Consider the following 26953-nt stretch of genomic DNA (forward strand, 5'->3'; position numbering starts at 1 on the left):
AGGATTTCCAAGTCAAATTATAAAGTTATTATAGAGAAATTTTGTTCTAATGGATGGAGTTCATCCAATATCTTTTGAAGTAATTCATTTCCGGCTTCGAGATAGAATTCACTAAAGTTGTTTCTTCTTTCCTGAAGCGACTGATTGGGAAACAATTCGTTCTGCAATTGAATAATTCGTTCTAATTTTTCTGAATGAATTTTTTTCTCTGCTTTTAGTAAACGCTTTTCTAAGTTATCTAACCCTTTAATCTGTTTGATTTCTTGTGCTTTTACGGCACCGGTAAATGATTTATGGGTTTCAGTGGCTATGTGGTTTAAAGCTTCAAATTGCTTTTTTAAATGTTCTTTTTGCGCTGTAAAGTCTAAATTGAATTGTGAGAACTCTTGCGTTTTTTTATCAAATAAGGATTGTTGTTTGCTAAATAAATCTTGCCAAGACAGGTTGAGTTTGTCTGCTTTTTGCACTTGTTTTTCGGTTGTCAATAAAACAGAATTTCGCACCAAAAGTATTGGAAAAGTGATAGCATTCGCTTCGAAATTAGCTTTCAATTGTAGCCAGTAAGCAATTTCTCCGCCGCCGCCAATGTAACAGAGATTTGGTAAAATTACTTCTTGATAAAGCGGTCTTAGAATGACATTAGGACTAAATTGTTCCGGATTTGTTTCTAAAAGTTGTAAAATATCTTCTTCAGAAAAAGTAAGATTGGTATTGTTGACTTTGTATTGGTTATCTTCAAGTACAATCCGTTCCCGAATGTTATCTTCGATATAAAAAAGATTAATTTCTCTTGGGTTGACTTGGATGTTATACTCTTTTAGGGCTGCATTGGTTTGTGTGACGTTTTTGAATGACGTTTGGTTGAGTAATTCTTCTTTAACAAAAGGAATAAACAATTGTTTCAACGAAATGTCATCGCCATCAAGGATTACCAACCCTTTTTCGGCAAACAATTCATTCGCCAAATATCTGGTAGCATCTGCCAAATTAGAATGTTTTAAATAACTATTGTCAAATAAAGATTTTAAGTAAGCGGCATTTTCGCCCAGTCCTAAATCTTTGCCGAAAACTTCATAAACCTCTTCTAAACCGGCTGTTGAAAGTCGGCCAACCGGACCAAAACTTTCTCTGTCCCATTTAATTTTTACATTTTTGAAATGAAAATAATTGATTTCTTCAAAATCGTGATCTTCTGTTGCCATCCAATAAATGGGCACAAAATTATGCTCAGGATAAGCTTGTTTTAACGCCGCGCAAAGATTGATTACAGAGACAATTTTATACAAGAAATACAATGGGCCGGTGAATAAATTCAGCTGATGACCGGTTGTTATTGTAAAGGTTTTTGAGTTAGAAAGTAGTGCAATGTTAGCTTTAGTCGTTTCAGAAATTTCAAATCCATTGTATTGATTATGTAAAGCAGTAACCAATGCTTTTCGATAATCTATAGGATAGTTTTTAGTTTTTTCCTCAAGCTGTTGTTTGAAGTTTTCCAGAGTCGGAAACCGATTGTAAAGCGCTTTCAATTCTGATTTTTCCTCTAAATAATCTACGATTAGTTTAGAGAAATAACCCGATTTTTGATAGCTGACACAGTCGTTTGGCATGTTACTTTTTTATAAAAACAAGAAAATCTAAAGCGTTAATAATAGTTTTTATTTCTATTCAGGAGTGATTACTTTCCCGTATAAATAATCGTCACCCATATAAAAATTACTATTTCCTTTGGTCATCGTTACTTTTTTCAAACGGATTGTATGCTCAAAAAAGCCTGGTGAAGCTAGAATTGTAGTTACTTCAATTATTCCGGTTCCTTCGGCTTCTACACCATTATTGGCAATCCAACTTTGGGCAAGCGTTGGCGTAGCCGGAACAGATGCAGCACAAAAATAAGCGTTGTTTATCGTTCCCGAATACAATCGGTAGTTTACTTTATTGGTCGCACTGATATAAGCTATTCTAGGAGTGGTAGTTTCAGAACTTTGGAATAAATTAGCATAATCGGCTAAATCTAAAATAAAGGCTTCGCTACTATTAAAATTGAAAATACGATTGTCGCTGTCACAAGTGCTTTTGCTAGCTTCTTCATCAAATCCAAAGGCTAACGGACTAATAGTGGCATTGTAATTACCAAAAACAAAAGTGTCTTCTCCTAAATAGGCTTGGGTAGAGCCATCAGGTCTTAAAAAGGTAATGTCTTTAAAAACTATATAGTGTTTGTAACCGGTAATCTGGGTAATTCCGGTAATTGAATTTACTGATTTTATGGCGGTCGAAGTGATTTGAATCGTTCCCGATGTGGCGTTCCATTCCTCAATTAAGTTTGGCGTAGCAGAAGTAACAAGGTCACAAATATTGGCCGAAGTTGGCGCCGCGTTATATTGTCTGTAAACCACTTGAATATTGCCGGTAATTTCTACTTCATCTGGATTGCCTTCAGGGGTTTCATCAGTTCGGAAATTTTCTAAAGGGATTGCCAAAATCAACATTTTTGAGTCGCTTATTTTGTATAGAATCTCTTTTTGGCTGCACTTTTGAACCGGTACATCATCAAAATTTATAGTCTCAACGGTTAATTCACCATCGTCACAGGCATTCATAAATAAAACTATGGCTAATAACCCTAAAATTCGTTTCATTGGTATAGTAATTTTTAGCAAAAATAAGTTTTTTATACTATTAAATTTATCTTTTATCATTTAATTAGGATAGTACTTTTTTATATTTGCACCATGCAAAAAGTATATCTCGATAATGCCGCTACAACACCAATTCGTCAGGAAGTTATTGCCGAAATGATAAGCGTAATGCAATCTGATTATGGTAACCCTTCTTCCACGCACAGTATAGGTAGAAGTGCCAAAGCCGTTATAGAAACTTCCCGAAAGACCATAGCCAAATATTTGCATTGCAACGCGCAAGAAATCATCTTTACTTCTAGTGCTACAGAAGCGACTAATTGGATTTTAAGAAGTGCCGTGAAAGATTTTGGCGTAAAAAGAATCATTACTTCAAAACAAGAACATCATGCCACTTTGTACACTGTACAAGCTTTACAAGAAGAATTCGGAATTCAGATAGATTTTCTGAAAACACTTCCCGATGGAAGTTTGGATTATAATCAATTGAGTGATTTTCTATCAGCTGATATTAAAACCATTGTTTCCTTAATGCACGTTAATAACGAAACGGGTGTCGTTCATAACCTTGAGAAAATAGGAGTGCTGTGTCACCAAAATAAAGCGTTGTTTCATTGCGATACTGTACAATCTATCGGTAAAACCGAATTGGATTTGCAACAATTACCAATTGATTTTTTAGTGGCCAGTGCACATAAATTTCATGGTCCGAAAGGAATTGGTTTTGCTTTTGTTCGTAAAAACCTAGTATTACAGCCCATGTTTTTTGGTGGAGAACAAGAGAAAGGTTGGCGAGCGGGAACAGAATCTGTTCATCAAATTGCAGGAATGGCAAAAGCATTGCAGTTGTCTTATGATAATTTGGCTAATGAAAGAGATTACATAACCGATTTGAAAAACTATTGTTTTGACCGATTATCAGAGGCTTTTCCAGCGGTAAAACAAAATGGAACCGATACATTTTATAATATATTAAATGTGTTATTGCCTTTTTCTCCGGAGAAGACAACTATGATTTTATTCAATCTAGATATGAAAGGCATAGCTGTTTCCCGAGGTAGTGCTTGTCAAAGTGGAAGTATCAAACCTTCGCATGTATTGGCAGAAATGCTTTCGGAAGAAGATTTGAAAAAGCCAAGCTTACGCATTTCGTTTAGCCATTTCAACACCAAAACAGAAATTGATTATTTAGTTAAAGTTTTAAAAGAAATATAAACAGTAATCTATTTTTCTTTCAAAAAGATTATTTTTGATTCATCAAAAAACAAAAAAGACATGAAGAAAATTGTAGTAACAGCGATGATGGTATTAGGGTTAACAACCTTTGTATCTGCTCAGAAAAAGGGTGATGTTGAGTTTGGATTCAATATTGGTTATAATAGTTCATCGGTTTCAGATTCCTATGAATCGTCGGATACCGGTAGTGGTTTTAATTTAGGTGCTTCTATGGATTATTATTTTTCAAATTCTTGGAGTGTTAAAACAAAATTAATCTACGACCGAAAAGGTTGGGATAATGGGTTTATTGAGGATGATTTCGGGTCTTATATAACCGATTATAATTTGGATTATTTGACAGTACCGGTTATGGCTAGTTGGCATTTTGGCAATAATAAAAATTGGTTTTTAGAATTTGGACCTTATGTTGGCTTTTTGCTGAATGCTGAAGAGGTGAGATTCGGTACAGATGTAACGGATAGTTTCAATTCAACCGATTTTGGTTTGGCTCTTGGAATTGGCGTTAAAATCCCACTCAACGATAAACTGAAATTGTTCTTTGAATATGAAGGACAAGGCGGATTAACGGACATTTTTAAACAAAATGATTATTCTGCAGTGACCAATAGTCGTTCGAGCATCAATGTTGGTTTGAACTTTTTGTTGAAATAAACGAAAATAGTATAAATGAAAAGCCCCGATTTTTCGGGGCTTTTTTATTTCACTAAAACCAAATATTGCCAAGGCTTTAATTCGAAAACATCGTCACCATTGAGTGTGATTTTTTCACCCGAAAATAATTCTGTGTAATTGCCTTTTTGATGAATGGATTTTAGTTTTACAGTAGTAGGTTTGTCACTATAATTAATAATCGGAATGACTTTGTCTTTGTCTTTTGTTCTTGAAAAAGAAATGACTTGGTCTAGTTTATCGTTATAAATACGCACCATAACGCCGCCTTCATCACCATTCCATAACGCATGGTTGCGGTGTTTTAAATCAAAGAGTTTTTTAAATAATCCTTCATAAGGCATCTTGCTCCAATCAATCAAATCTTTGTCGAAAAATTTAAGTGAGCGATTCAATCCGGCTTCTTGACCACCATAAACCAAAGGCATTCCGTTAATGGTTCCGGTTAAAACTATAGAAGCTTCCAATCCGTTTCCGAAATTGTATTCCATATTGTTGTTCCAGGAATTCATATCGTGGTTATCAGTAAAAAGCATTCTGTAACCACCACGCGGAAAAGTACTTACATCGTGCGCCATATATTCAACCAAACCGGCTATGCTTTTCTTATCCCGAGTTACAGCCACCATTTTATCAAATAACGTCCAAGAATAAGTCATGTCGAAAGCATTTTTATGCAAATCACGAGATTCCCATTCGCCTAACATAAACACGGGTTTTACAGCATCCATTTCTGCTCGTGCATTGTCCCAAAAATCAGTCGGAATAAAACCTGCCGTATCACATCGGTAACCATCAATGTCAAAATCTTTTACCCAATAAACCAAAGCTTCAGTCATGTACTTTCGGAGTTCGGGTTTGTTATAATCAAAATCGATTACATCATCCCAATCATACCAAGGAGTTGGTTGGAAATTACCTTCTTCAGTTTTAGTATACCAATCCGGATGATCTTTTACCAATTGATTGTCCCAAGAAGAATGATTGCCCACCCAATCGATGATGACATACATTCCCATACTGTGAATTTTATCGATCAAATGTTTGAAATCTTCTTTGGTTCCAAATTCAGGATTGACACTATAGTAATCCTTTACCGAATATTCGCTGCCGAGACTTCCTTTTCGTTTTTCGACACCAATTGGGTGAATCGGCATCAGCCAAATAATATCAATACCCATTGCTTTTATTCTGGGCAAATGAGATTCAAATGCCTTAAATGTACCTTCCGGCGTAAACTGACGAATGTTAGCTTCATAAATCGTTGCGTTTTTGCTCCATTCCGGATGTTTTACTTCTACAAATTCTTTGGGTTGGTAACGAGAATCTGTGGTTTCGGCAGTTTTTTCTTTCATACAACTTATTGAAAGTAAGCCTGAAATTAAAAATAAAATTTTGCTGATGGATTTCATTTTGATGGATTTAGAAAATTAAATTTAATAAAAAAACCGAAACAATTGTCTCGGTTTATATAATTTTCTTGATGACTCTCAATCGATGAGTATGTCGGTTTTGTTCCGCATTGTAAATTCCTAAATGATCAAGTCTATCGATTCTGACTTTGCCGCTGGCATGGATGATGTAATTATTTTCCATAATGATTCCAACGTGGATGATATTCCCTTCTTCATTATCAAAGAAAGCCAAATCTCCAGGTTCGCTTTCTTCAATGAAACTCAGTGCATCTCCTTGACCCGATTGTTGAGAAGCATCGCGCAACAAATGATAACCGTTTAACTTATAAACCATTTGGGTAAAACCCGAGCAATCAATTCCAAAAGGTGTTTTGCCACCCCAAAGATAAGGTGCGTTCAAATAAAGATATGCTGTGGCAATTAAATCGGATTTTGCTTTAACACCGCTTGTTCTCAATCCTTCAAATTCAAAGCCTTCCACATTGATTTCGCTATGGTTCAAAAACGATAGAGAAGCACCCAAAGGAATAGGCAAAAGCATATTTTTGGCATTGGTTACATATTCAACCAAATCAGCATTGAGAATGATGGCATCCTTAGATAAATCCTTGAAGTTCTTCTCTGTAATGATTTGATATTGTTTGGAATCAACCCAGCCTTCATAATCGTCGTATTGCAGTTTGATTTTAGCCCATTGTTTTTGATTTTCCAGAACCTCAAAATGCTCTCCAAACAAAACTTGGGAAACGATTTCGCTTCGGTCATTTGGTTCGGCTCGTAAAGGAATTATGGCAAGGTTACAAATGGCAAACATTTACACGAATTATGAATTATAAATTATGAATTATGAGTTATAAATTTCCACAACTTATAACTCATAACTCATAACTGTTTTAGGCTCTTTCTATTACTATGGCAGAAGCTCCACCGCCACCATTACAGATAGCTGCGGCTCCGATTTTGGCATTGTTTTGTTCTAAAACGTTTATCAAAGTTACAATGATTCTCGCTCCGGAACAACCTAGTGGATGACCTAAAGAAACTGCTCCGCCGTTAACGTTAACTTTATCGTTGTCTAATCCTAAGATTTTGGCATTCGCCAAACCAACTACAGCAAACGCTTCGTTGAATTCGAAATAATCAACATCAGCAATAGATAAACCGGCTTTGTTTAAAGCGATTGGTAATGCTTTCGATGGAGTAGTGGTGAACCATTTTGGTTCTTGTGCTGCATCGGCGTAGGATTTGATATAAGCTAAAGGTTTTAAACCCAAAGCTTGTGCTTTTTCTTCACTCATTAAAACCAAAGCGGCTGCACCATCATTGATAGTAGAAGCATTGGCGGCAGTTACGGTTCCGTCTTTTGTAAACACGGCATTTAACGCAGGGATTTTATCTAATTTAACATTAGTATACTCTTCATCTTTGGAGAAGATTACCGGTTCACCACGCCTTTGCGGAATTTCAACAGGAACCACTTCATTGTCAAACTTTCCTTCTGACCATGCTTTGGCAGAACGTTCGTATGATTGAATTGCAAATGCATCTTGATCTTCTCGGGTGATATTATATTCAGCCGCACACATATCAGCACAAACACCCATAGCGTTTCCGTCATAAGCATCGGTTAAACCGTCTTTCTGCATTCCGTCAACCAAGGAAGTTGGGCCAAATTTCACACCGTTTCTCATGTGAACATAATGTGGAATCAAACTCATATTCTCCATACCACCGGCAACTACAATTTCAGCATCACCGTTCATGATGGCTTGTGCACCTTGCATTACAGCTTTCATTCCGGAAGCACAGACTTTATTTACGGTTGTTGTTGGAACCGTATTGGGTAAACCTGCAAAAATAGCCGCTTGGGTAGCAGGAGCTTGACCAACGCCAGCTTGAACTACGTTACCCATTAAAACTTCGTCAACTAAATTTGGGTCTAAATTAATTTTATTTAAAGCACCTTTGATAGCAACGGCACCCAATTGTGTTGCTGTAACAGTAGACAAACTACCCATAAAACTTCCGATAGGTGTTCTCACTGCTGATACGATAACTACTTTTTTACTCATAATATTATGTTGTTTTACTCCGCTACGCTCCATACAATTCGGCTGTAAGCGCCTCGGGTGTTTCTATTGCAAAACTAATCTTTTCTTGGAAAATTAATGAATTTGTGTCATAATAAATGTTGATTTGGAAATAAATGAAAAAATATGAATCGCTACTTGATTGAAAGAGAAGCGGTTTTAATTTAAATTTAAAAAAAGAAATGAAATAGTTGTAAATTATAGAATGATAAATTACATTTGCAACCGCTTAAAGAAAATGTTCTTTTACAAATTGACGAATTAGGAGAGGTGCCAGAGCGGTAATGGAGCAGATTGCTAATCTGTCGACGGGTAACCGTCGCCAGGGTTCGAGTCCCTGTCTCTCCGCATTTTTAGGTTCTGTGTAACCTAATTATCTGACCACAGATAATAAATACACGGGGTGTAGCGTAGCCCGGTTATCGCGCCTGCTTTGGGAGCAGGAGGCCGCAGGTTCGAATCCTGCCACCCCGACAATTGTAAAAGACTTTTTAATGGTTCCATAGCTCAGCTGGATAGAGCAACTGCCTTCTAAGCAGTAGGTCGAAGGTTCGAATCCTTCTGGGATCACAAGATAAACCACTGAGAAATCAGTGGTTTTTTTGTTTCTACACTTTTAAGATTTTTTATTTTTAGGATTGGATTCAAAATTTTAGTTAGAAAATCACACTTCGATTAAAAAAAATAGCTAAAAAAAGAAATGTATTGTTCTAAAATTGGAAAAATACTTTTCAAAATTTTATTCTAAAATGGGTTGTCATAAATCCAAATTTTACTTGAAAACATGTAATTAGTAGAGTTTTCGGGCTTTATATCTATAATTTTTTCTGTTAGCGCATAAAAATATTAATGTTGTAGTCAGATATTTATAAGAATAATCATTGATAAGTTTTGATTTAATTGATTTGCTAATCAGTTTTGCACTGCTAATAAATATCTGATTTATAAATATAACCCCATTTATTATGAAAACAGATAGTTGTAAAAATTCGTTGGTAAAATCATTTTTGGCTTTATTAAATGCTAAATCTAGTTCTTTTTTATTCCTTATCTTTTTGTTGAGCAGCTCACTTTTTGCGCAAAATCCAATTGTAGCAGAGAATGCTAATCAAGGAAATCCTGCTTCAGAATGGGATATAGTAGGTTCGGGAGATTTGAGTATTCAAGGTTTTGCTACAGATATTAGTGTGAATACAGGAGAAACCATTGATTTCAAAATTGATTGTAAAGCACCACAGACAAACTTTACCATAAAGATATATCGATTGGGTTACTACAATAACGACGGTGCTCGATTGATTGCTGATTTAGGTTCTTTTGCAGGAACCATTCAACCATCACCATTATATGAAGTGGCTACAGGAAAAACCGATTGTAGTAATTGGAGTGTTTCGGCTTCATGGAATACTACAGGTGCGATATCCGGACTTTTTCTGGCTAAGTTAACAAGAGCCGATAATAATGGTTCAAGTCATATAGCTTTCATTATTCGAAATGATGGTGTTCCAAGTGACATGCTTTTTAAAACGTCAGATACTACTTGGCAAGCTTATAACGGTTATGGAGGCAATAGTTTATATGTAAACAATTCCGGCATTTCAGTTCCCGGTTCGAATCGCGCTACAAAAGTAAGTTATAATCGCCCGTTTTACACTCGCGGTGGCGGTGGCGGAAGTAGTTCATCAGAAGATTGGCTTTTTGATTCTGAATATCCTATGATACGTTGGTTGGAACGAAATGGCTATAATGTTTCTTATACTACCGATGTCGATATGGATCGGAATACAACTGCTATAACACCGAGTTTGCACAAAGTCCTTTTATCGGTTGGACATGATGAATATTGGTCAGCCGCTGAGCGAACAAAGTTTGAAAATGCTCGTGATGCCGGTGTTCATCTTGGTTTTTTTAGTGGGAATGAAGTCTATTGGAAAACCCGTTGGGAAGATAACCATCGTACTTTAGTTTGTTACAAAGAAGGCGGCTCAGGAGAAAATCAATGCGGATTTAAATGTGATACTTCAACGCCAATTTGGACAGGTTTATGGCGAGATGGTAGTCCAACAAATTACCCAGGAAGTGATGCAGGTCGACCAGAAAATGCTTTGACCGGTCAAATCAGTTGGGGTGACGCAACAGGTTCAATAGTGGTTCCGGATACTTATAAAAATCTTAGGTTTTGGAGAAACACGAGTATTGCTAGTTTAGGCGAAGGTCAATCCGTAACATTACCTTATGGAACTTTGGGCTATGAATTTGATTTCGAGCAATTCCATGCTTTCTATCCACCTGGTAGAGTAACGCTTTCAAGTACTTTTTTAGTAGGTAAGAATCATAAACTTTCGATGTACAGACATACTAGTGGCGCACTAGTTTTTGGAGCAGGAACCGTACAGTGGAGTTGGGGTTTAGATGAACATCACGATAGAGGAAATGAACCGCCAAGTCAGGATATGCAACAAGCTACACTTAATGTTTTTACAGATATGGGTGTTTTGCCGGCAACAGTACAACCGGAATTAATTATCTCAAATCCTATCAATGTAAATCCTCCTGTTTCAGCCATTGTTTATCCGTTACAAGATTCAATTTTGCCACAGAACAGTCAAGTAACTATTTCAGGAACAGCTTCGGATACCGATGGCGCAGTTGCCGGTGTTGAAGTTTCTGTTGATGGAGGAACAACTTGGAATGTAGCTGTTGGGATGACCAATTGGAGTTATTCTTGGATTCCGACTGCTCAAGGCTTGGTAACCATTCAGACCAGAGCTTTTGATGACAACGGCAATATTGAAACACAGGGAGAAGGTATCACTATCACCATTGGTGAACCGGAACCAATTGTTTGTCCGTGTTCTATTTTTGCAAGTACCAGTACTCCTGCACTTCATGAAAATGATGGTCAGCCTATTGAAGTTGGGATGAAGTTTAAATCCGCTGTCGATGGCTTTATCACCGGAATTCGTTTTTATAAAGCGATAGGCGATAATGGTACACATACCGGAAATTTATGGGATTCAAACCAAACATTGTTGGCCTCGGTGCTATTTACAGGAGAATCTTCCAGTGGATGGCAAGAAGCTGCTTTTACTTCGCCAGTAGCCATTAATGCAAATCAGACTTATGTTATTTCTTATCATAGTAGTGAGAATCGATATACTTCTACATCGGCTTATTTTACATCGGCTGTAATTACCGGAAATCTTACTGCTTTGGCAGATGGAACAGACGGACCAAATGGTGTGTATGTTTATACCCAAAATTCGGCTTTTCCATCACAAACTTATCAAGCCAGTAATTATTGGGTTGATGTTGTTTTCAACACTGAAGCCACCGATACAACTTCGCCTTCGATTACACAAGTGCAACCTGTTGAAGAGGCTACTTTAGTTTCTTACACAACAACGGTAAGTGCCACTTTTAGTGAAAATATAAATGCTACGACCTTAAATGAAGCTTCTTTCGAACTTCGTGATAGTGAAAATAATTTAGTTCCTGCTACGGTTGTTTATACTAATGGAACTAAGACAGCAACACTAACGCCAACAAATCCATTAAATTTTTCAACTGCTTATACTGCAATATTAAAATCAGGCATTGAAGATTTATCAGGAAATGCTATTCAAACTGATTATTCATGGACTTTTACAACGGCTGCTGAATTGCAACCCAATCCAATTCCAACACCTGATGGTCCCGGTGGTCCAATTTTAATCATTAGTTCGGCCTCCAATCCTTTCAGTCGATATACTATTGAAATACTCAGGGCTGAAGGAATTAATCAATTTAAAGCTTTGGACATTTCTCAAGTGAATGAAACTGTTTTAGCGCAATACGATGTAGCTATTTTAGGTGAAATGGCTATCGATGCTTCTCAAAGTTCAATGTTTAACGATTGGGTTACTTCGGGTAAAACGCTGATTGCCTTTAAACCGGATGAAGACTTGTTCCCTTTAATGGGTATTGCTTCTGTTTCCGGAACATTATCTGATCAATATTTGTTAATTAATACTGCTTCCGGACCGGGTGTTGGTTTGGTTGATCAAACTATTCAATACCATTCAAATGCTGATTTGTATACTTTAAATGACGCTTTTGCAATAGCAACATTGTATTCGTCAGCTAATACTGCCACTTCAAATCCGGCTGTTACTTTTAAAAATGTAGGATCAGGAAAAGCCATTGCTTTTGCATATGATTTAGCCAAATCAATTGTCTATACTCGTCAAGGTAATCCATCTTGGGCCGGTCAACAAAGAGATGATCAAAATGACGGTAATATTCGTTCCAATGACTTGTTCCAACCGGATTGGATTGATTTTGATAAAATAGCGATTCCGCAAGCCGATGAACAACAACGTTTATTATCTAACATTATTCTTCAGAGTAATTTGGACATAATGCCATTGCCACGTTTTTGGTTTTTGCCACGGAAGTTAAAAGCCGCCGTTGTAATGACCGGTGACGATCATGGAAATAATGGAACTGCCGGACGATTTGATTATTATTTGAGTTTCGGAAATAACACGGCTGAGGATGTTTTAAATTGGAGAGCGATTCGCGGTACTTCTTATATTTATCCAAGTACGCCATTAAGCAATACTGACGCCGCTACTTATGAAGCGCAAGGTTTTGAAATAGCATTACATGTAAACTCGGGATGTAATGTGTATACTTATTCCGGATTGCAATCATCATTTGCTAACCAAATGACCGATTTTAATAATAAATATACCAATTTATCAGCGGCTAAAACCCATCGCACCCATTGTATTTCATGGAGTGATTGGGCAAGTAAGCCAAAAGTGGAGATAGCCAATGGCATTCGATTAAACACAGATTATTATTATTGGCCGGCTTCTTGGGTTCAAAATCGACCTGGAATGTTTACCGGTTCCGGAATGCCAATGCGCTTTGCGGATTTAGACGGAACTATAATAGACAATTACCAATTGACCACTCAAATGCCGGATGAATCGGGATTGAATGTGGCTAATTTTATCAATACTTTATTAGATAATGCGCAAGGAAGTTTAGGTTACTATGGTGTCTTTTGTGCCAATATGCATACAGATAATAATAATCCAGGCGATCAATCTGTTGTGGGAAGTAATGCCATTATTGCTTCGGCTATTGCTCATAATGTTCCTGTAATTTCAGCCAAGCAGATGTTAACATGGTTGGATAGCAGAAACGCTTCTACTTATTCTAATCTGGCTTTTGCCAATAATATATTAAGTTTTACGATGGCACAAGCTTCAGGCGCTCACCAATTACAAGGAATGCTGCCGGTAAGTTCTTCCAATGGTGAATTGATCAGTTTACAACTTGAAGGTTCTCCCGTTGCCTATACTACGGAAGTAATTAAAGGAATAAATTATGCTTTTTTTGAGGCAGCATCGGGAAATTATACGGCAACTTATGGTGTTGATATTCTTTCACCCATAATTAGTAATGTTGTTGCAACACCAAATAATGATGGAACTGCAACAATAACTTGGAATACCGACGAGCCATCAACTTCAGTAGTTTATTTAGGAACTCATGAAGAAAATCTTGCTTTAACTCATTCAAGTAGTGCTTTAGTGACTAATCATTCAGTTATATTAACCAATTTAAGTTTAAATACAACTTACTACTTTAGAGTAACTTCTGTTGATGCTGTTGATAATAGTACAATACAGCCTATTGCTCCTGAAAATATGAATTTTGTGATGCCGGCCGGACCTTGTGCTTTAGACACCAGTAGTGCTGATTTTAATATGGGAACAATTGCCAATACAATGGTGATTGATACTGAAGGCGGTGGATTGAGTTTAAATGCAATAATCAATGAAGCATTTAATGGCTCAAGTTTTCCAAGTGGTTGGTCAAGTTTTGCTTGGACAGGAGGAATAACTTCTGTTTCGGGTGGTGCTGTAACGGTTGATGGTGCCCGATTCAATACTGTATCTCCTACAACTGTTTTCGGACCGGGAAGTTCAATGGAGTTTGTGGCTACTTTTGGATCTGCCTCATTCCAACATGTTGGTTTTGGAGCCGGAACAGATGCTACAGATTCGAATGGAATTTATACCGGACAATCCGCTTGGGCAATGTTCAGTACCGGAAATCAATCGTCGGTCTTAAGAGCCAGAACCTCTTTAAATGGGGTAACTTCAGTTGATGTTAATTTACCCGGAAGTTTATTAGATTCTCCTCATTTGTATAAAATTGAATGGGAAGCGTCGGCTGTCAAATATTACGTAGACGGAACTTTGGTTCATACCGAAGCGATCACTATCGGAGGAACTATGCGCCCGGCAATCAGCGATTATAACGCCGGAGGTCCGAGTGTTAGTGTAGATTGGATAAGGGTTTCACCTTTTGCTTCATCAGGTACCTTCATTTCCAGAATTTTTAATGCCGGAAATATTATTCAATGGCAAAATGCTAGTTGGGATGCTTCTATTCCTTCGGGAACTACTTTACAAATTTCCCAACGCCAATCTAATTCCAGCGAAGATATTTTGAATGCGACTTGGTTTACCATACCTTCAAGTGGAACTTTTGTTGGAGGAATTTCTCAGTATATCCAATACAAAGCAGATTTTGCAACTACAAATAATACTGTATCACCCGTTTTAAAAGAAATCAGTTTTGTCTGTGGTGATGCTCCTTTAAGCGCTCCAGTTATTATGATGCAACCCACAGCTCAAGAAGCTTGCGGCGGTACTGAATTGACTTTTTCGTCTTTGGCTATAGGAAATCCAACACCAACAGTACAATGGCAAGAAAGTACGGATAATGGAACGACTTGGTTAGATATTGAGGATGCAACAAGTGAGAGCCTAGCATTGAATATTAGTTCAGAAGATAATGGTAATCAATACAAAGCAATTTGGACAAATACAGTAGGAAGTGTTACTAGTGATGAAGCTGCCCTGACTGTTAAGTTAAACCCAACCGCCACTTTAAGCGCTGCTAGTCTTACTATTTGCCCTGGTGAAAATATAGCTTTAGAATTAACAGAAGCCTCCGGAGTTTCTCCTTATACTTTGGTCGTAAATGGTATAACCTATTCAAATGTTCAGATTGGTGAGACATTTGCTAATTTTAATGTGGAAGAAATCAGTATTTGGAACGATTCAGATATACCGGCTAATCCTAGTGTTACTGATAATCTGCCTATCGAGGTTGGAACTAAATTTAGATCAACTATCGAAGGTTTTATCACCGGAATCCGTTTTTATAAAGGACTTACCAATACAGGAGCGCATACGGCTAATTTATGGAACGCTAACGGTTCACTATTAGCCAGCGCTTTATTTACAGCTGAAACAGCTAGTGGCTGGCAAGAAGTGCGTTTTGCAACTCCTGTTCCTATACAAGCCAATACAACTTATATCGCTTCTTATTTTTCACAAGACGGCTTTTTTGCAATCGATGCAGGTTACTTTGCCAGTAATGGTCAGACCAATGGTGTTTTGACTGCTTTACAATCAGGAATTGATGGGGCAAATGGGGTTTACCAATATGGAGGAGGATTTCCAAATTCGGGCAATACAGCTAATTATTGGGTAGATGTACTATTTTCTCAAGCAGATAATAATTCATTGGTTTATTCATTAACCAATATTATTGATGCAGAAGGATGTGAAAATACGGGTAGTCCAGTGAGCAGTGTTTTTGTGACAAAAGCCTCTTTGCCGGTAGGAACAATTTCACCGACTCAAACAACTTTATGTTCGGGCAGTGATATTGATTTAGTTTTTGAATCGACAGCCGGAAACGGACCTTTTTCTTTAGTTATTAATGGAAATACTTATGCAGACATTACGAGCGGAATACCGTTCTCTGTTGGAGTAGCTAACCATGTGCCTTCTTCTAACTCAATTTGGAATACCAGCACAATCGGCGGCTCACAATCGGTAGACAATGCACCAACAGAATTAGGGGTAAAAATCAAATCTTCTATCGATGGTACCATAAGCGGTATTCGTTTTTATAAAACAGGTACTGAAATATTGAACTTCACGGGATCATTATGGACTGTTGGGAATGAAACTACCCCAATAGCCACGGCAAATTATATAAGTGATAATACACCGGGTTGGAAAGAAATTGTTTTTGCTACTCCTGTTCCCATAACGGCTGGAGTGAGTTATGTGGCTTCTTATTTTTCTCCAAATCCTAACTATTATGCCTATACAGCAAATGGTCTGGCTGTTCCTTTTGTAAATTCAACACTAACAGCAGAAGCTAGTTATTACAAACAACCAGGTACCGGATATCCTGCAACAAGCAGTAATGCTAATTATTGGGTAGATGTTATTTTTAATAGTAATTCAAGCACCGGTAATTACACTTTAACCTCTATCACAAGTGCTGCGGGGTGTAGTACAATACTTGATTCTCCCAGTACAGTTCCGGGCATTATTATTAATCCTAGCTTTACCCCAACAGTTTCTTTAGAGAGCAATGATGTAGATAATACTTTTGCTTATGGTACAACTGTTACTTTTACTGCCCATGCGGATAATTTAGGTGGCGGTATTGTAAGTTATGATTTTAAGGTAAATGGCGTATCGGTTCAAAATGGCGCTTCAAATACTTTTGTTGTTGGTAATTTGGCCAACGGTAATCAAGTTAGTGTGACTATTAGTGTAGCAGGAGATATTTGTCTATCGACTACTACCGTTAATAGTAATGTCATTTCTAATGTTGTGACAGGTGCTTATTTAAGTCATATCACCAATTTCTGTGGTTTAACGTTGCCAGCAATAGATTCAAGAATCAAATGTTCCATTCCAAGTGGTGTTGTAGGTACTTTAGGTTACCGATTTAAAGTAAGAAACAATGCTACCAATGCAACAGCTACCGTAGATAGTAGTATTGCCAACTTTAACTTAACCATGACTAATATTTATGCTTTTGGGACTTCTTATAGTGTTCAAGTAGCTGCAGTGGTTAATAGCATAGAACAACCTTATAGTAATGTATGCATCATTACTACTCCGAGTCTTCCTACTAACCAATTAACCTCTTTATGTGGCCAAACGTTAGAGGCATTGAATACAAGAATTTATGCTTCTACGGTTTTAGGTACTCAGCTTTACAGATGGCGCGTTGCTTTGACTACCGCACCGACAACTTATTATGAATATACTTCTGTATCTTCAAGTTTCCGATTGACTAATGTTCCCGGTTTACCGGTTTCATTTGGTAAGAGTTATTTGGTAGCAGTTCAATCAGATATTATGGTTAACGGATCTTTGGTTACTTCAGATTATGGTTTTGAGTGTACAGTAAGTACTCCACCGGTTTCTGTCATAAGTGTATCAGCAAACCAATGTGGTCAGACTTTGTCTGGTATCTTAGACAGAATTTATATCAATTCGGTGCCCAATGCTGTTAATTATACCTATCGGGTTAGAAAATTAGGAACAACTTCAGATTATGATTTTACAACTATTGCTACTAGTTTCCGATTGAATAGTTTTCCTGGTTTAACATTGACCTTTGAGTCACAGTATTATGTGTCAGTATCGGTGAAAATTCAAATTGATGGAGTTACTTATGATTCGCCATTTAGTCCTCCATGTTTGATAGGAACACCGGAATTTATTACTGTTGGACTCAAAGAATCACAATGTGATAATGGCGATGAAGAGAATCCGCAACCTTATGAGGTTACTTCATCGAGTGAAAACATTTATTGTGAGTTTGTATCAGGAGCCTCCTATGAATTTTTGTTGCAAAAATTAGTGGACGGAGTACCTCAAGATATACCTTTATCTATAGTTCGTTCAGGAAACTTCTTTAACTTGAATATGTTTACAGGAGTAGAAGCAGCTAGTGATTATTTGGTTTCTGTAAAATTGATTTACTATGGCGAAGGTAAAGCAGGAAAGAATTGTTCTATACGAACACCATCATTAGCTTCAAAAATGATTCAGTCTGGATTTGAAGTTAAAGCTTATCCAAACCCATTTGATAACAGTTTCTTAGTTGACGTGTCTACACAAAGTCAATCCTCTGTAAGTGTAAAGGTTTATGATATGTTAGGAAGATTAGTTGAATCTTATGAAGCTACTTCTTCAGAATTAGCCACTTTACAAATAGGAAGTAGATACCCAAGTGGTGTTTACAATGTTATCATTAAACAAGATGATGAGGTCAAAACTTTAAAAGTAGTTAAGAGATAGTATAAGCCAATTAAAAAATATTATTGTAAATCTTTATGGCTGTAGTAATTAATCAGTAAGTCAACAAACTGACTGTAACTTTAGATAGCGTCTTCTTTTGCGCTGTATCAATCGATGCACTTAAAAGCTTCTGGCACTGCATTGGTAATGTTTTATTGTCATGCAGTAAACTGTCACCATTGATGCTTCATCTATAAGGGAGCTATAAGGGAGCCATATAGGAGGTATATAGGAGACACTCTGGCAAAATATTTTTTTTGGGCATAACTCTATTTGACATAATGTATGTTTTGATACACTACTCATACACTAAGTAGGGCTTTCCTATACTTGAGCTATACACTAGCCACATGGGACGAGACATTATGAATTATGAATTATGAGTTATGAGTTATGGTTTGTGGGTTGTGGCGTGGGATTGGGAGGTGTTTAATTCGCGAATTGAACATTATACTTTTACGATTTTTAACCTTAACGAAGTGGAGTTGTGCGAAAAAAGTTTATTTTTGTGTAGGTGTGTTGCCCACACCAAACTATTGAAAACTTGATAAGAAATGTAGCCTACCAGCAATGCCGGTAATTTACTAAACAAAGCACGAACCTAAATACCTATTTTTACCATGAACACCACCACCAAACCAAAGCACATAGGAAGAAACATCAGCCGCATCAGAGAATTGCGTGACATGAAACAAGAGGCATTGGCGATGGCTATAGGCGTGAGCCAGCAAACTATTTCTACGATTGAAAATAGTGAGACTGTTGATGAAGATAAACTAAGACAAATTGCAGTGGCTCTTGGTGTTAGTACAGAAGCAATTAAGAATTTTTCAGAGGAAGAAGTGATAACATATTTTAATAATTTCTACGATAATAGCTTTGCTGAGAGTCAGGGAACTTTTCACGCTAACCAATGTAATTTTAACCCGCTAGATAAAGTGGTCGAACTCTTCGAAGAAAAAGAAAAGCTTTATGAGCGATTGCTGCAAGCCGAAAAAGATAAAGTAGCTTACTTAGAGAAGCTGCTTGATAAATAAGACCACAATTATAATTCAATGTTTGAAGCCTTTCGAAAGAGAGGCTTTTTTGTTTTAGAAATTGTTGATAATTCAGTTGGGAAATTTTGTTGTAACAAAACATATTTGTAGTACTTTTACTTTATTGGTCGTGTTGTAAAAAGTATTATTAGCGTTATACTTATACATCTTAAAAGCAGACAGAATGGTTGTTTTCATTATGTATATAAACTAGTCAGCAAAAACCTTTGCCAAACTATTGATTTTCAGGTTGTACAATATTTCCTTACATTGCGCATTTTTAATTTAATCTATTGAATATATGAAACTTAAGTTATCACATGTCAAAATCAATAAATACAAGAGTATTTTAAACACACAAGAAGTAGATATTGATTCTGCTGTTACGACAATAGTAGGGATGAACGAATCTGGAAAAACAACCTTTCTAGAAGCTGTTGCCAAAACTAACTATTTCAATGACGATGAAGATTTTAATTTTAATATCACTCAAGATTTCCCGCGAAACGAACTTGTCGACTTTGAACACGGTGATGAAGACCAAGAAATTTTAACTTGTACATATGAAATTGGTGACGAGATTCAAAAGGAAATAGAGGAAAAATTCGGAAAAGATGTATTTTCTGCAAAAAGCTTTACTTACACATGCAACTATAAAAAAGCTAATTCGGTAACCATCGGCGCTAACGAAAAAAAGTTTTTGGAAAATCGTATCAAAAATATGACTTTTTCAAAGGTTACACAGGAATCTTTGAAAAAATTGGATTCTATAAAAGATTTCACTTCGATTGAACAACAGGAGGGTGATACAGATTTTACCGCATTAAAAAAAGAAATTGACGAATTAATAAATTATGCATCAACGTCAACATGGGAAAATTGTGTAGCATATAAAATTTACATGAAAGTTATAAAACCTCAAATGCCGAAATTCTGGTATTTTGATGATTATTACCACTTAGGGGGAAAAATAAATATTAGTGAAATAATAAACACCGCTAACGGTGATGAAAAACTAAAAACAGCCAGAGCTTTATTAGAGTTAGCTCGTATTGAGCCAAATGATATTTTAACTTCAACCGATTACGAAAAATTTATAGCATTACTCGAGGCATCTTCAAATAAGATAACAAATGAAATTTTTAAATATTGGTCTACAAATAAAAATTTAGATATTGAATTTCGTATTCAGGATTTACATGGACAAAAGTATTTGGATATCCGTGTTCGTAGTCAACGACATAAAATCACTTTACCTTTAGATCGTCGAAGTAAGGGTTTTAATTGGTTTTTCTCATTCATTGTCTGGTTCAGCAAAATACAAGCGGACAAAACTTCAGATTATATACTGCTTTTGGATGAACCAGGACTTAATCTTCACGCTTCAGCTCAAGCTGATTTGTTGCGGTTCATTGAAGATTTATCTTCTAAATATCAAATTATCTACACTACGCACTCACCATTTATGGTTGAATCAACCAAATTAAATCGTGTCAGAACATGTTTAGAAACAGAACAAGGAACAGTAATTTCTGATTCAATTCAGGAAAAAGACCCTAACACACTATTTCCTTTGCAAGCAGCCTTAGGTTATGACATCGCTCAAAACTTATTTATATCAAAAAACAATTTATTAGTTGAAGGCCCTGCGGATTTACTTTTTTTAACAGTGGTATCAAATATACTAGAAATCGAAAAACGAAACTTTTTGAAACCGGATTTTACTATTGTTCCCGTTGGTGGATTAGATAAGGTAACGACTTTTATTTCGTTACTTAGAGGTCAAAAACTAAATGTGGTTTGTCTTTTAGATTCATTTACGGATCAAAAGGGAAAACAACGAGTCGAGGATTTGATTCGCCATAAAATTATCCGTGATAAAAATATCCGTTTTTTCGATGAGTTTACTAGCACAGGTACTAAGTCAGCTGACATTGAAGATCTATTTACAAAAGAAGAATATCTCTCTATCTTCAATCAAGCTTTTGCAGGCGAATATGCAGAAATAAAAGTCACTGATTTAGACCCAAAAATTGAAACTATACTCAAACAAATTAATAAAGTGATTGGAAAGGATAGATTTAATCACTATCGTCCGGCTAATAAATTAAATCAGCTAGGCGTAGATAAATCATTCTTTTCTGCAGAAACGCTAGACAATTTTGACAAAATGTTTGTAGAAATAAATAAACTAGTATAAGGCAGTCGCTAACAGCAGGAAAGAATCTTGTTCTATTTTGGTTGCAGTAACTTTTTTCATCTCGCAAAAAAAACTCTAGTTTAGCAGAAGGACTCAGTTCGTCTTGCTGCAACGATACCTAACGCGAGACCGTTATTGGGTATTTTATAGCGACAGTACAAACCATCAACAGTGGGAAATAAAAACAAGTAAACGACAAGATGAATATTCAAAAAGTAATAATTCAGAATTTCAAGACACTTCAAAATTTTGAAATCAGTCTTAATAAAGAATTGAATATTATTGTAGGTGACAATGAAGCTGGAAAATCTACATTGTTGGAAGCAATAAATTTAGTGCTAACTGGACAGCTCAATGGTCGAAATATCAATTATGAAATTTCACCATTCCTTTTTAGCAAGTCTGTAGTTGACGAATATCTTACAAAATTAAAGTCTGGTTCAAATCCTGCTTTACCGTCAATTCTAATTGAAATTTACCTTCACAATAAACCAGAGTTTGTAAAGCTTAAAGGGTCAAACAATTCAAAAAATGAAGACACTTATGGCGTTTCTTTAAAAATTGAATTCAACGAAGATTACAAAGACGAATATTCAAAGTATATCGCAGACCCAACAAATATTACAACCCTACCAACAGAGTATTACAGTGCGAAACTTTATGACTATGCAAACAAACTAATAACACCCAGAAGTGTTGAACTTTATTCTACCTTAATAGACACTACCACAATAAAACTTCAAAACGGTGCGGACTATTATCTTCAAAAAATTATAGAAGAGAGTTTAGATATAAAAGAAAGAACCGGTCTATCGTTGGCTTTCAGAAACCTTAAAGAATCCTTTAAAGAACAAGATGCGCTAAAAGCCATCAACACAAAACTAAAAAGCAATAAAGGAGAAATTACCAACAAAGACCTTTCTGTTTCAATTGACATATCACAAAAATCAAGTTGGGAGAATAATCTAACATCTTACATAGACGACATTCCGTTTCAATTCTCAGGTAAAGGAGAACAGAACTTTATTAAAATGCTACTGGCATTGGACAAGAATATCACTAAGAGCGATGTTATATTAATTGAAGAGCCTGAAAACCATCTTTCATTTTCTACAATGAATGCCTTGATTAAAAAAATGGCAGAAAAATGTAAAGACAAACAAATAATAATTACGACTCATAGCACTTTTGTATTAAACAAATTAGGGCTTGACAATCTCATTTTGTGGGGCGAAGACAGGAAAACAATGAGCCTAAAAGATTTAAAAACTGATACACAAGACTACTTCAAAAAGTTAGCTGGCTACGACACTTTGCGATTAGTTCTTTCTAAAAAATCAATTTTAGTTGAAGGTCCTTCTGATGAATTAATTGTGCAAAAAGCTTATTATATTTCCAAAGGTAAGTTACCTATTGAGGATGGTATAGACACAATTTCGGTAAAAGGATTATCTTTTAAAAGATTTCTAGAAATTGCCAAACTATTAAAAAAAGAAGTTTGTGTAGTGACGGATAATGATGGCGATTACAAAAAAAAGGTAGAAAACAAATATGTAGATTATATCGGAGTTGCGAACATAAAAATTTGTTATGATAAGGATGACACTCTGAAAACTTTAGAACCGCAACTTGTTGCTTGCAACGATTTAGCAACACTTAATAAAATCTTCAAAACGAGTTTACCAGACAAACAAGCAATTGTTGATTTTATGATTGATAACAAAACAGAATGTGCTTTATCAATCTTTAACACTACCGAAACATTTGAATTCCCAAGCTATGTCAAACAATCATTCGAATAAAATAATTGTTGCCTCCGCTGGTTCAAGAAAGACGACTTACATAGTTAATGAGGCTCTTTCAAACCATACTGACAATATACTCATACTCACCTATACTATTGACAACATAAATCAAATTCGGAACTATATTATTCGAGAGAATGGTTTTATTCCTACTAATATAACAATTCTTAGCTGGTTTTCATTCCTATTACAAGAGTGTGTAAGACCATATCAAAACTTTGCATATTCTGATAAAAGAATTGAAACCGTTTATTTTCCACCTGATATTGGAAAGTTCAAAGCTGACAGGCGATTTGTAAAAAAAGCCAATGTTAAAAACTATTTTCTCATTGGTGGGAAATTCATAATAAATGAACATATATCTGAATTTTCTTGTATTTGTAATGATAAATCAAATGGTAAAGTAATCGGAAGATTAGAAGAAATTTATTCAAAAATATTCATTGATGAAGTTCAAGACATTTCAGGATATGACTTTGACATTGTTGAACTTTTATTAAAATCAAAAATTGAATGCTATTTAGTTGGTGATTGCAGACAAGCAACTTACTTTACAACTTGTTCGCCAAAATATAAAAAATACAAAGGGAAGAATATAATTAACCTTTTTAACGATTGGCAAAAGAAAGGCTTATGTTCTGTTGTAGAAAAAAACGATTGCTATCGTAGCAATCAAACAATATGCGATTTTGCAGATGGCTTTTATCCTCACTTAACAAAAACGGTATCGTTTAATACCGACAATACGGGACACGATGGTTTGTTTTTAATAAATGAAAATAAGGTTTTAAACTACATTGAGAAACATAAGCCAACACTTTTAAGATGGGACAAGACCGTTGACACATTTGGACTGGAAGCAAAAAATTTTGGTACTACAAAGGGACAAACTTTTGAAAGAGTTTTAATTTTTCCTACTGAAGGGTTTAAGAAATATCTATCAGACGGCAACCTTACAAAAGTGACAAAAAAGAAGAATAAGAAAACACAAGTAGTGACAGAAGAAATAAGTGATTCATTTCATCTGGCTAAATTTTATGTTGCAACAACACGGGCAAGACATAGTGTAGCATTTGTATTTAACGGAAACAGTATATTTGACAAACTAATTCCCTACGAAGAATGAAAAAATAGCCGATAACAGCCGTTTGCAACAACTGAGTGGCATGGTTTGTCCACCGAATTTTCTCCGAAAATTCAAAGCCAAGTTTTGTACTTGGAATCATTAGTAATAAATCGTCGCAGAAGTTGCAAGCCGCGGCATGTTATGTGTAATTGTTTAAATGGCTTATGACAGAAAATAGCGAACATAGAAAACCACCAAAAGAGTATATAGAACTTCTCGAAAAGAAATTATATGTCAAGGAAACTGGAATTGAAAATCGTTTGAAGGATGTTCAAGATATAATTGAGAAAAGTATTGAGCCTGGGAAAAAGAGATTTCAAAAATTAGAAAAAGAACTTGACAAAGTTTTTCCTCCTAAAAGCGTAAGAAGAGGTTCAGCTGACGGTATAACATATTTCCTTTTTGACAGTGCTTTTGAGCTATATTTCATTGGTAACAATTCAGCACTATTTATAGAATTACAAGGGCTTTTAGAAAGGTTTTGTATTAATAAAGCATGTGATTTCTTGGCGGTCGATGATATTGCAATGGAAATAATAAAAGATTCATTTTCCAAAAAAACACTGAATGATATTGCAGAATATTTTAAAACAATTAGCCTTTGGACAGAAGATGAAGTAAAATTTGCTCGCAAATTGACTCAAATAAGAAACGGTATTGCTCATAAAAACGCAGAACTTGTCAGCAAGCAAATAGGTGATGGACAAAAATATCTTTTTACTTCTATTGATGAAATGACAAAGAAAGTTGATGCCATTCCATATATAGTTAAAACTATTGAATTAATTATTAAGGTCGCTGATGGTACAACGCCAGCTTTTTTCTCGCATCCAAGATTTAAAGGTAGGCTAGAAGCATATTCAAGTATCATTGGAATGGTAATGAATTTATTTTGTGATAATGAATTTATAGCATTACCAAATCCAATTAAATTTACTATGCTAAATAGAATTTTTGGAAAGACGTATTTATTGGCTTCTAAAACACTTCGAGATAAAATTGGAGAATATAAAAGTAAGATAATCAACTTTCATGATCTTTTAGGTGTAAATGATGAAAAAGCTAAATTACTTCATCAAGAGTTAATAAAATTGGGAGTAGAAATATATGATGAAATGAGAAAAGATTTAGACGCTGATGGCGATTCTAGAGTGTTCATAATACCACCACCTATAGAAATTGATATTAGAAGGATAAAAAGAAAGGAACCGAAATAATTCACAAACAGCCGTTTACTTTATCCATTCGCCTTGCGGACTCGGGTGGCATAATGACCGGTTTTACTATATCTCCTTGTCTTTATAATAATTAATCAACAAATCCACAAATTTACTATAACTGTCAATCCCATCTTCTTGTTGGTTAGACTTTAAGTATTGGTCATAAAAAGCGTGAAAAGTTTTGTCAATAAAAGTGTCGTATTGTTGCCAAAACTTTTTGCTTTCTTTGAAATTTTCCAGAATTCCAAAATTGATTTTGGTTTTTAAGCGGTCGAATTCTTTTTCGTTTTTCATTGCAATATTAGCCATACAATAACGCAAAGCACTTGTCAAAGCGGAATATTGAAAATACAAATCATCATTTTTAATGCAAGCCATAAAACCGATGAAGTTGCATTCGCTCTCGCTGCCAAAGCCTATTTGATGCGCCATTTCGTGACAAACGACATTCGGAAAGCCATACATAGGCAACTTGTCATTGACTTGGGCTTCATTGGTAAACGGATTCAAATAGCCGCCAAATCCCATATACGTCAGCGGTAAACTGATTAGCGATTTCTTTCTGCTTGGGATTTCATAGGTAAAGATTGGATATTGTTTGGCCAAATGATCATACCCATTCTGTGTCAGTTTAAAAATACTGTCTTGCGAATAGGGGTTGACTACTTTCTTAGTGCTGTCTTTGGTTATGGCGAATTGTACTTCATTGGTTTTGACAATCAATTTTTCCGTAAAGGCTATTAATTCTTTCTCAGTGTATTCTCTTTTGATGCTCATTTTCTCGAAAAGCGGCACACGATAATAGTTGAAAGCCCAAAGGAAATGAAACATGAAATACATTACAGCAACAAAACTTAAAGTAGCCCAAATCTTGTCTTTCCAATTCAGTTTCCGATTCTTGAAAAACCAGTAAATGCAATAGATGATGGTGATTCCATAAATAATATCGCCTATCGAAAAAGGAATTTTGCCCAAAATGGTTCTGGAAAAATGGGAAATCCAAACGTACAAACCATTGCTGTAAAAACGCTCTACCGTTACCGGAAAAAAGGCTAGGATTTTCAGAAAGAGTATCTGAAATACTAAAAATAGAGGAAGTAGGTGTTTGCGTTTCAAGGTCAATTTTTAAAATGTAAATATAATCACAATTCAATTTCTATAGCCGTTAAACTTTGTAACTTTGTGCCTCGACATTTAAAAAATACAACTATAATGAGCCAAGAAATTAGAAACCTTGAACCCAAAGTACTTTGGAACAAGTTTGCCGATTTAAATGCGGTACCTCGTCCGTCTAAAAAAGAGGAACGTGTAATTGAATTCATGAAA

14 protein-coding genes and 3 tRNA genes are annotated in these 26953 nt (G+C 35.7%); 11 read left to right on the plus strand and 6 right to left on the minus strand.

What is annotated here, in order from left to right; translation table 11 throughout:
• Positions 1-17 precede the first annotated feature (17 nt).
• The gene (bshC, locus tag B3C16_RS02665; RefSeq protein WP_291128503.1) at positions 18-1607 is read right to left on the minus strand and encodes a bacillithiol biosynthesis cysteine-adding enzyme BshC; all 1590 of its coding nucleotides are present in this window, start codon (positions 1605-1607) and stop codon (positions 18-20) included.
• Between the two features lie 54 nt (positions 1608-1661).
• Positions 1662-2639 carry a hypothetical protein gene (locus B3C16_RS02670; RefSeq protein ID WP_291128505.1) on the minus strand — a complete coding sequence of 326 codons (978 nt, stop codon included), beginning with the start codon at positions 2637-2639 and terminating at the stop codon, positions 1662-1664.
• Between the two features lie 93 nt (positions 2640-2732).
• Between B3C16_RS02670 and B3C16_RS02675 the strand changes: the two genes are divergently transcribed.
• On the plus strand, positions 2733-3854 hold the full coding sequence (locus tag B3C16_RS02675; protein ID WP_291128507.1) for a cysteine desulfurase family protein: 1122 nt from the start codon (positions 2733-2735) through the stop codon (positions 3852-3854).
• Positions 3855-3914: 60 nt separating this feature from the next.
• Entirely contained in the window at positions 3915-4529 is a 615-nt protein-coding gene (locus tag B3C16_RS02680; RefSeq protein ID WP_121313549.1) for a porin family protein, read from the plus strand.
• 44 nt (positions 4530-4573) lie between these two features.
• Here the strand turns inward: B3C16_RS02680 and B3C16_RS02685 are convergent, their stop codons facing one another.
• The 3 genes from B3C16_RS02685 to B3C16_RS02695 form a co-directional block, all read right to left on the minus strand.
• Positions 4574-5902 carry an alpha-amylase family glycosyl hydrolase gene (locus B3C16_RS02685; protein ID WP_291128509.1) on the minus strand — a complete coding sequence of 443 codons (1329 nt, stop codon included), beginning with the start codon at positions 5900-5902 and terminating at the stop codon, positions 4574-4576.
• Positions 5903-6014: 112 nt separating this feature from the next.
• Entirely contained in the window at positions 6015-6776 is a 762-nt protein-coding gene (locus B3C16_RS02690; protein ID WP_291128511.1) for a C40 family peptidase, read from the minus strand.
• Positions 6777-6855: 79 nt separating this feature from the next.
• Positions 6856-8067, minus strand: a complete 1212-nt coding sequence (locus B3C16_RS02695) for an acetyl-CoA C-acyltransferase (RefSeq protein WP_121313552.1) — start codon at positions 8065-8067, stop codon at positions 6856-6858.
• A 249-nt stretch (positions 8068-8316) separates the two neighbouring features.
• Here B3C16_RS02695 and B3C16_RS02700 point away from each other — a divergent pair.
• From B3C16_RS02700 to B3C16_RS02740, 9 genes are all read left to right on the plus strand, one after another.
• Positions 8317-8400: transfer RNA gene (locus B3C16_RS02700), tRNA-Ser, on the plus strand.
• A 51-nt stretch (positions 8401-8451) separates the two neighbouring features.
• A tRNA-Pro gene (locus B3C16_RS02705) sits at positions 8452-8526 on the plus strand.
• Between the two features lie 22 nt (positions 8527-8548).
• A tRNA-Arg gene (locus B3C16_RS02710) sits at positions 8549-8622 on the plus strand.
• A 395-nt stretch (positions 8623-9017) separates the two neighbouring features.
• A complete protein-coding gene (locus B3C16_RS02715; RefSeq protein ID WP_291128514.1) occupies positions 9018-18239 on the plus strand; it encodes a DUF4082 domain-containing protein in 9222 nt (3073 codons plus the stop codon).
• Positions 18240-18859: 620 nt separating this feature from the next.
• The gene (locus tag B3C16_RS02720; protein ID WP_291128516.1) at positions 18860-19276 is read left to right on the plus strand and encodes a helix-turn-helix domain-containing protein; all 417 of its coding nucleotides are present in this window, start codon (positions 18860-18862) and stop codon (positions 19274-19276) included.
• Between the two features lie 301 nt (positions 19277-19577).
• A complete protein-coding gene (locus B3C16_RS02725; protein ID WP_291128518.1) occupies positions 19578-21476 on the plus strand; it encodes an AAA family ATPase in 1899 nt (632 codons plus the stop codon).
• A 200-nt stretch (positions 21477-21676) separates the two neighbouring features.
• Complete coding sequence (locus B3C16_RS02730) at positions 21677-23278, plus strand: ATP-dependent nuclease (RefSeq protein ID WP_291128519.1); 1602 nt, start codon at positions 21677-21679, stop codon at positions 23276-23278.
• Positions 23256-24407, plus strand: a complete 1152-nt coding sequence (locus B3C16_RS02735; protein WP_291128521.1) for a UvrD-helicase domain-containing protein — start codon at positions 23256-23258, stop codon at positions 24405-24407. The genes B3C16_RS02730 and B3C16_RS02735 overlap by 23 nt, the downstream gene beginning before the upstream one ends.
• A 164-nt stretch (positions 24408-24571) precedes the next feature.
• Complete coding sequence (locus B3C16_RS02740; RefSeq protein WP_291128523.1) at positions 24572-25624, plus strand: hypothetical protein; 1053 nt, start codon at positions 24572-24574, stop codon at positions 25622-25624.
• Positions 25625-25690: 66 nt separating this feature from the next.
• On the opposite strand, the gene B3C16_RS02745 is transcribed toward B3C16_RS02740, so the two are convergent.
• Positions 25691-26743 (minus strand): DUF3810 domain-containing protein, encoded by a 1053-nt coding sequence (locus B3C16_RS02745; RefSeq protein WP_291128524.1) that lies wholly within the window; start codon positions 26741-26743, stop codon positions 25691-25693.
• Positions 26744-26953 lie beyond the last annotated feature (210 nt).

Origin of the sequence: Flavobacterium sp. UBA7682, assembly GCF_002482945.1 — a bacterium.
Classification (GTDB): domain Bacteria; phylum Bacteroidota; class Bacteroidia; order Flavobacteriales; family Flavobacteriaceae; genus Flavobacterium.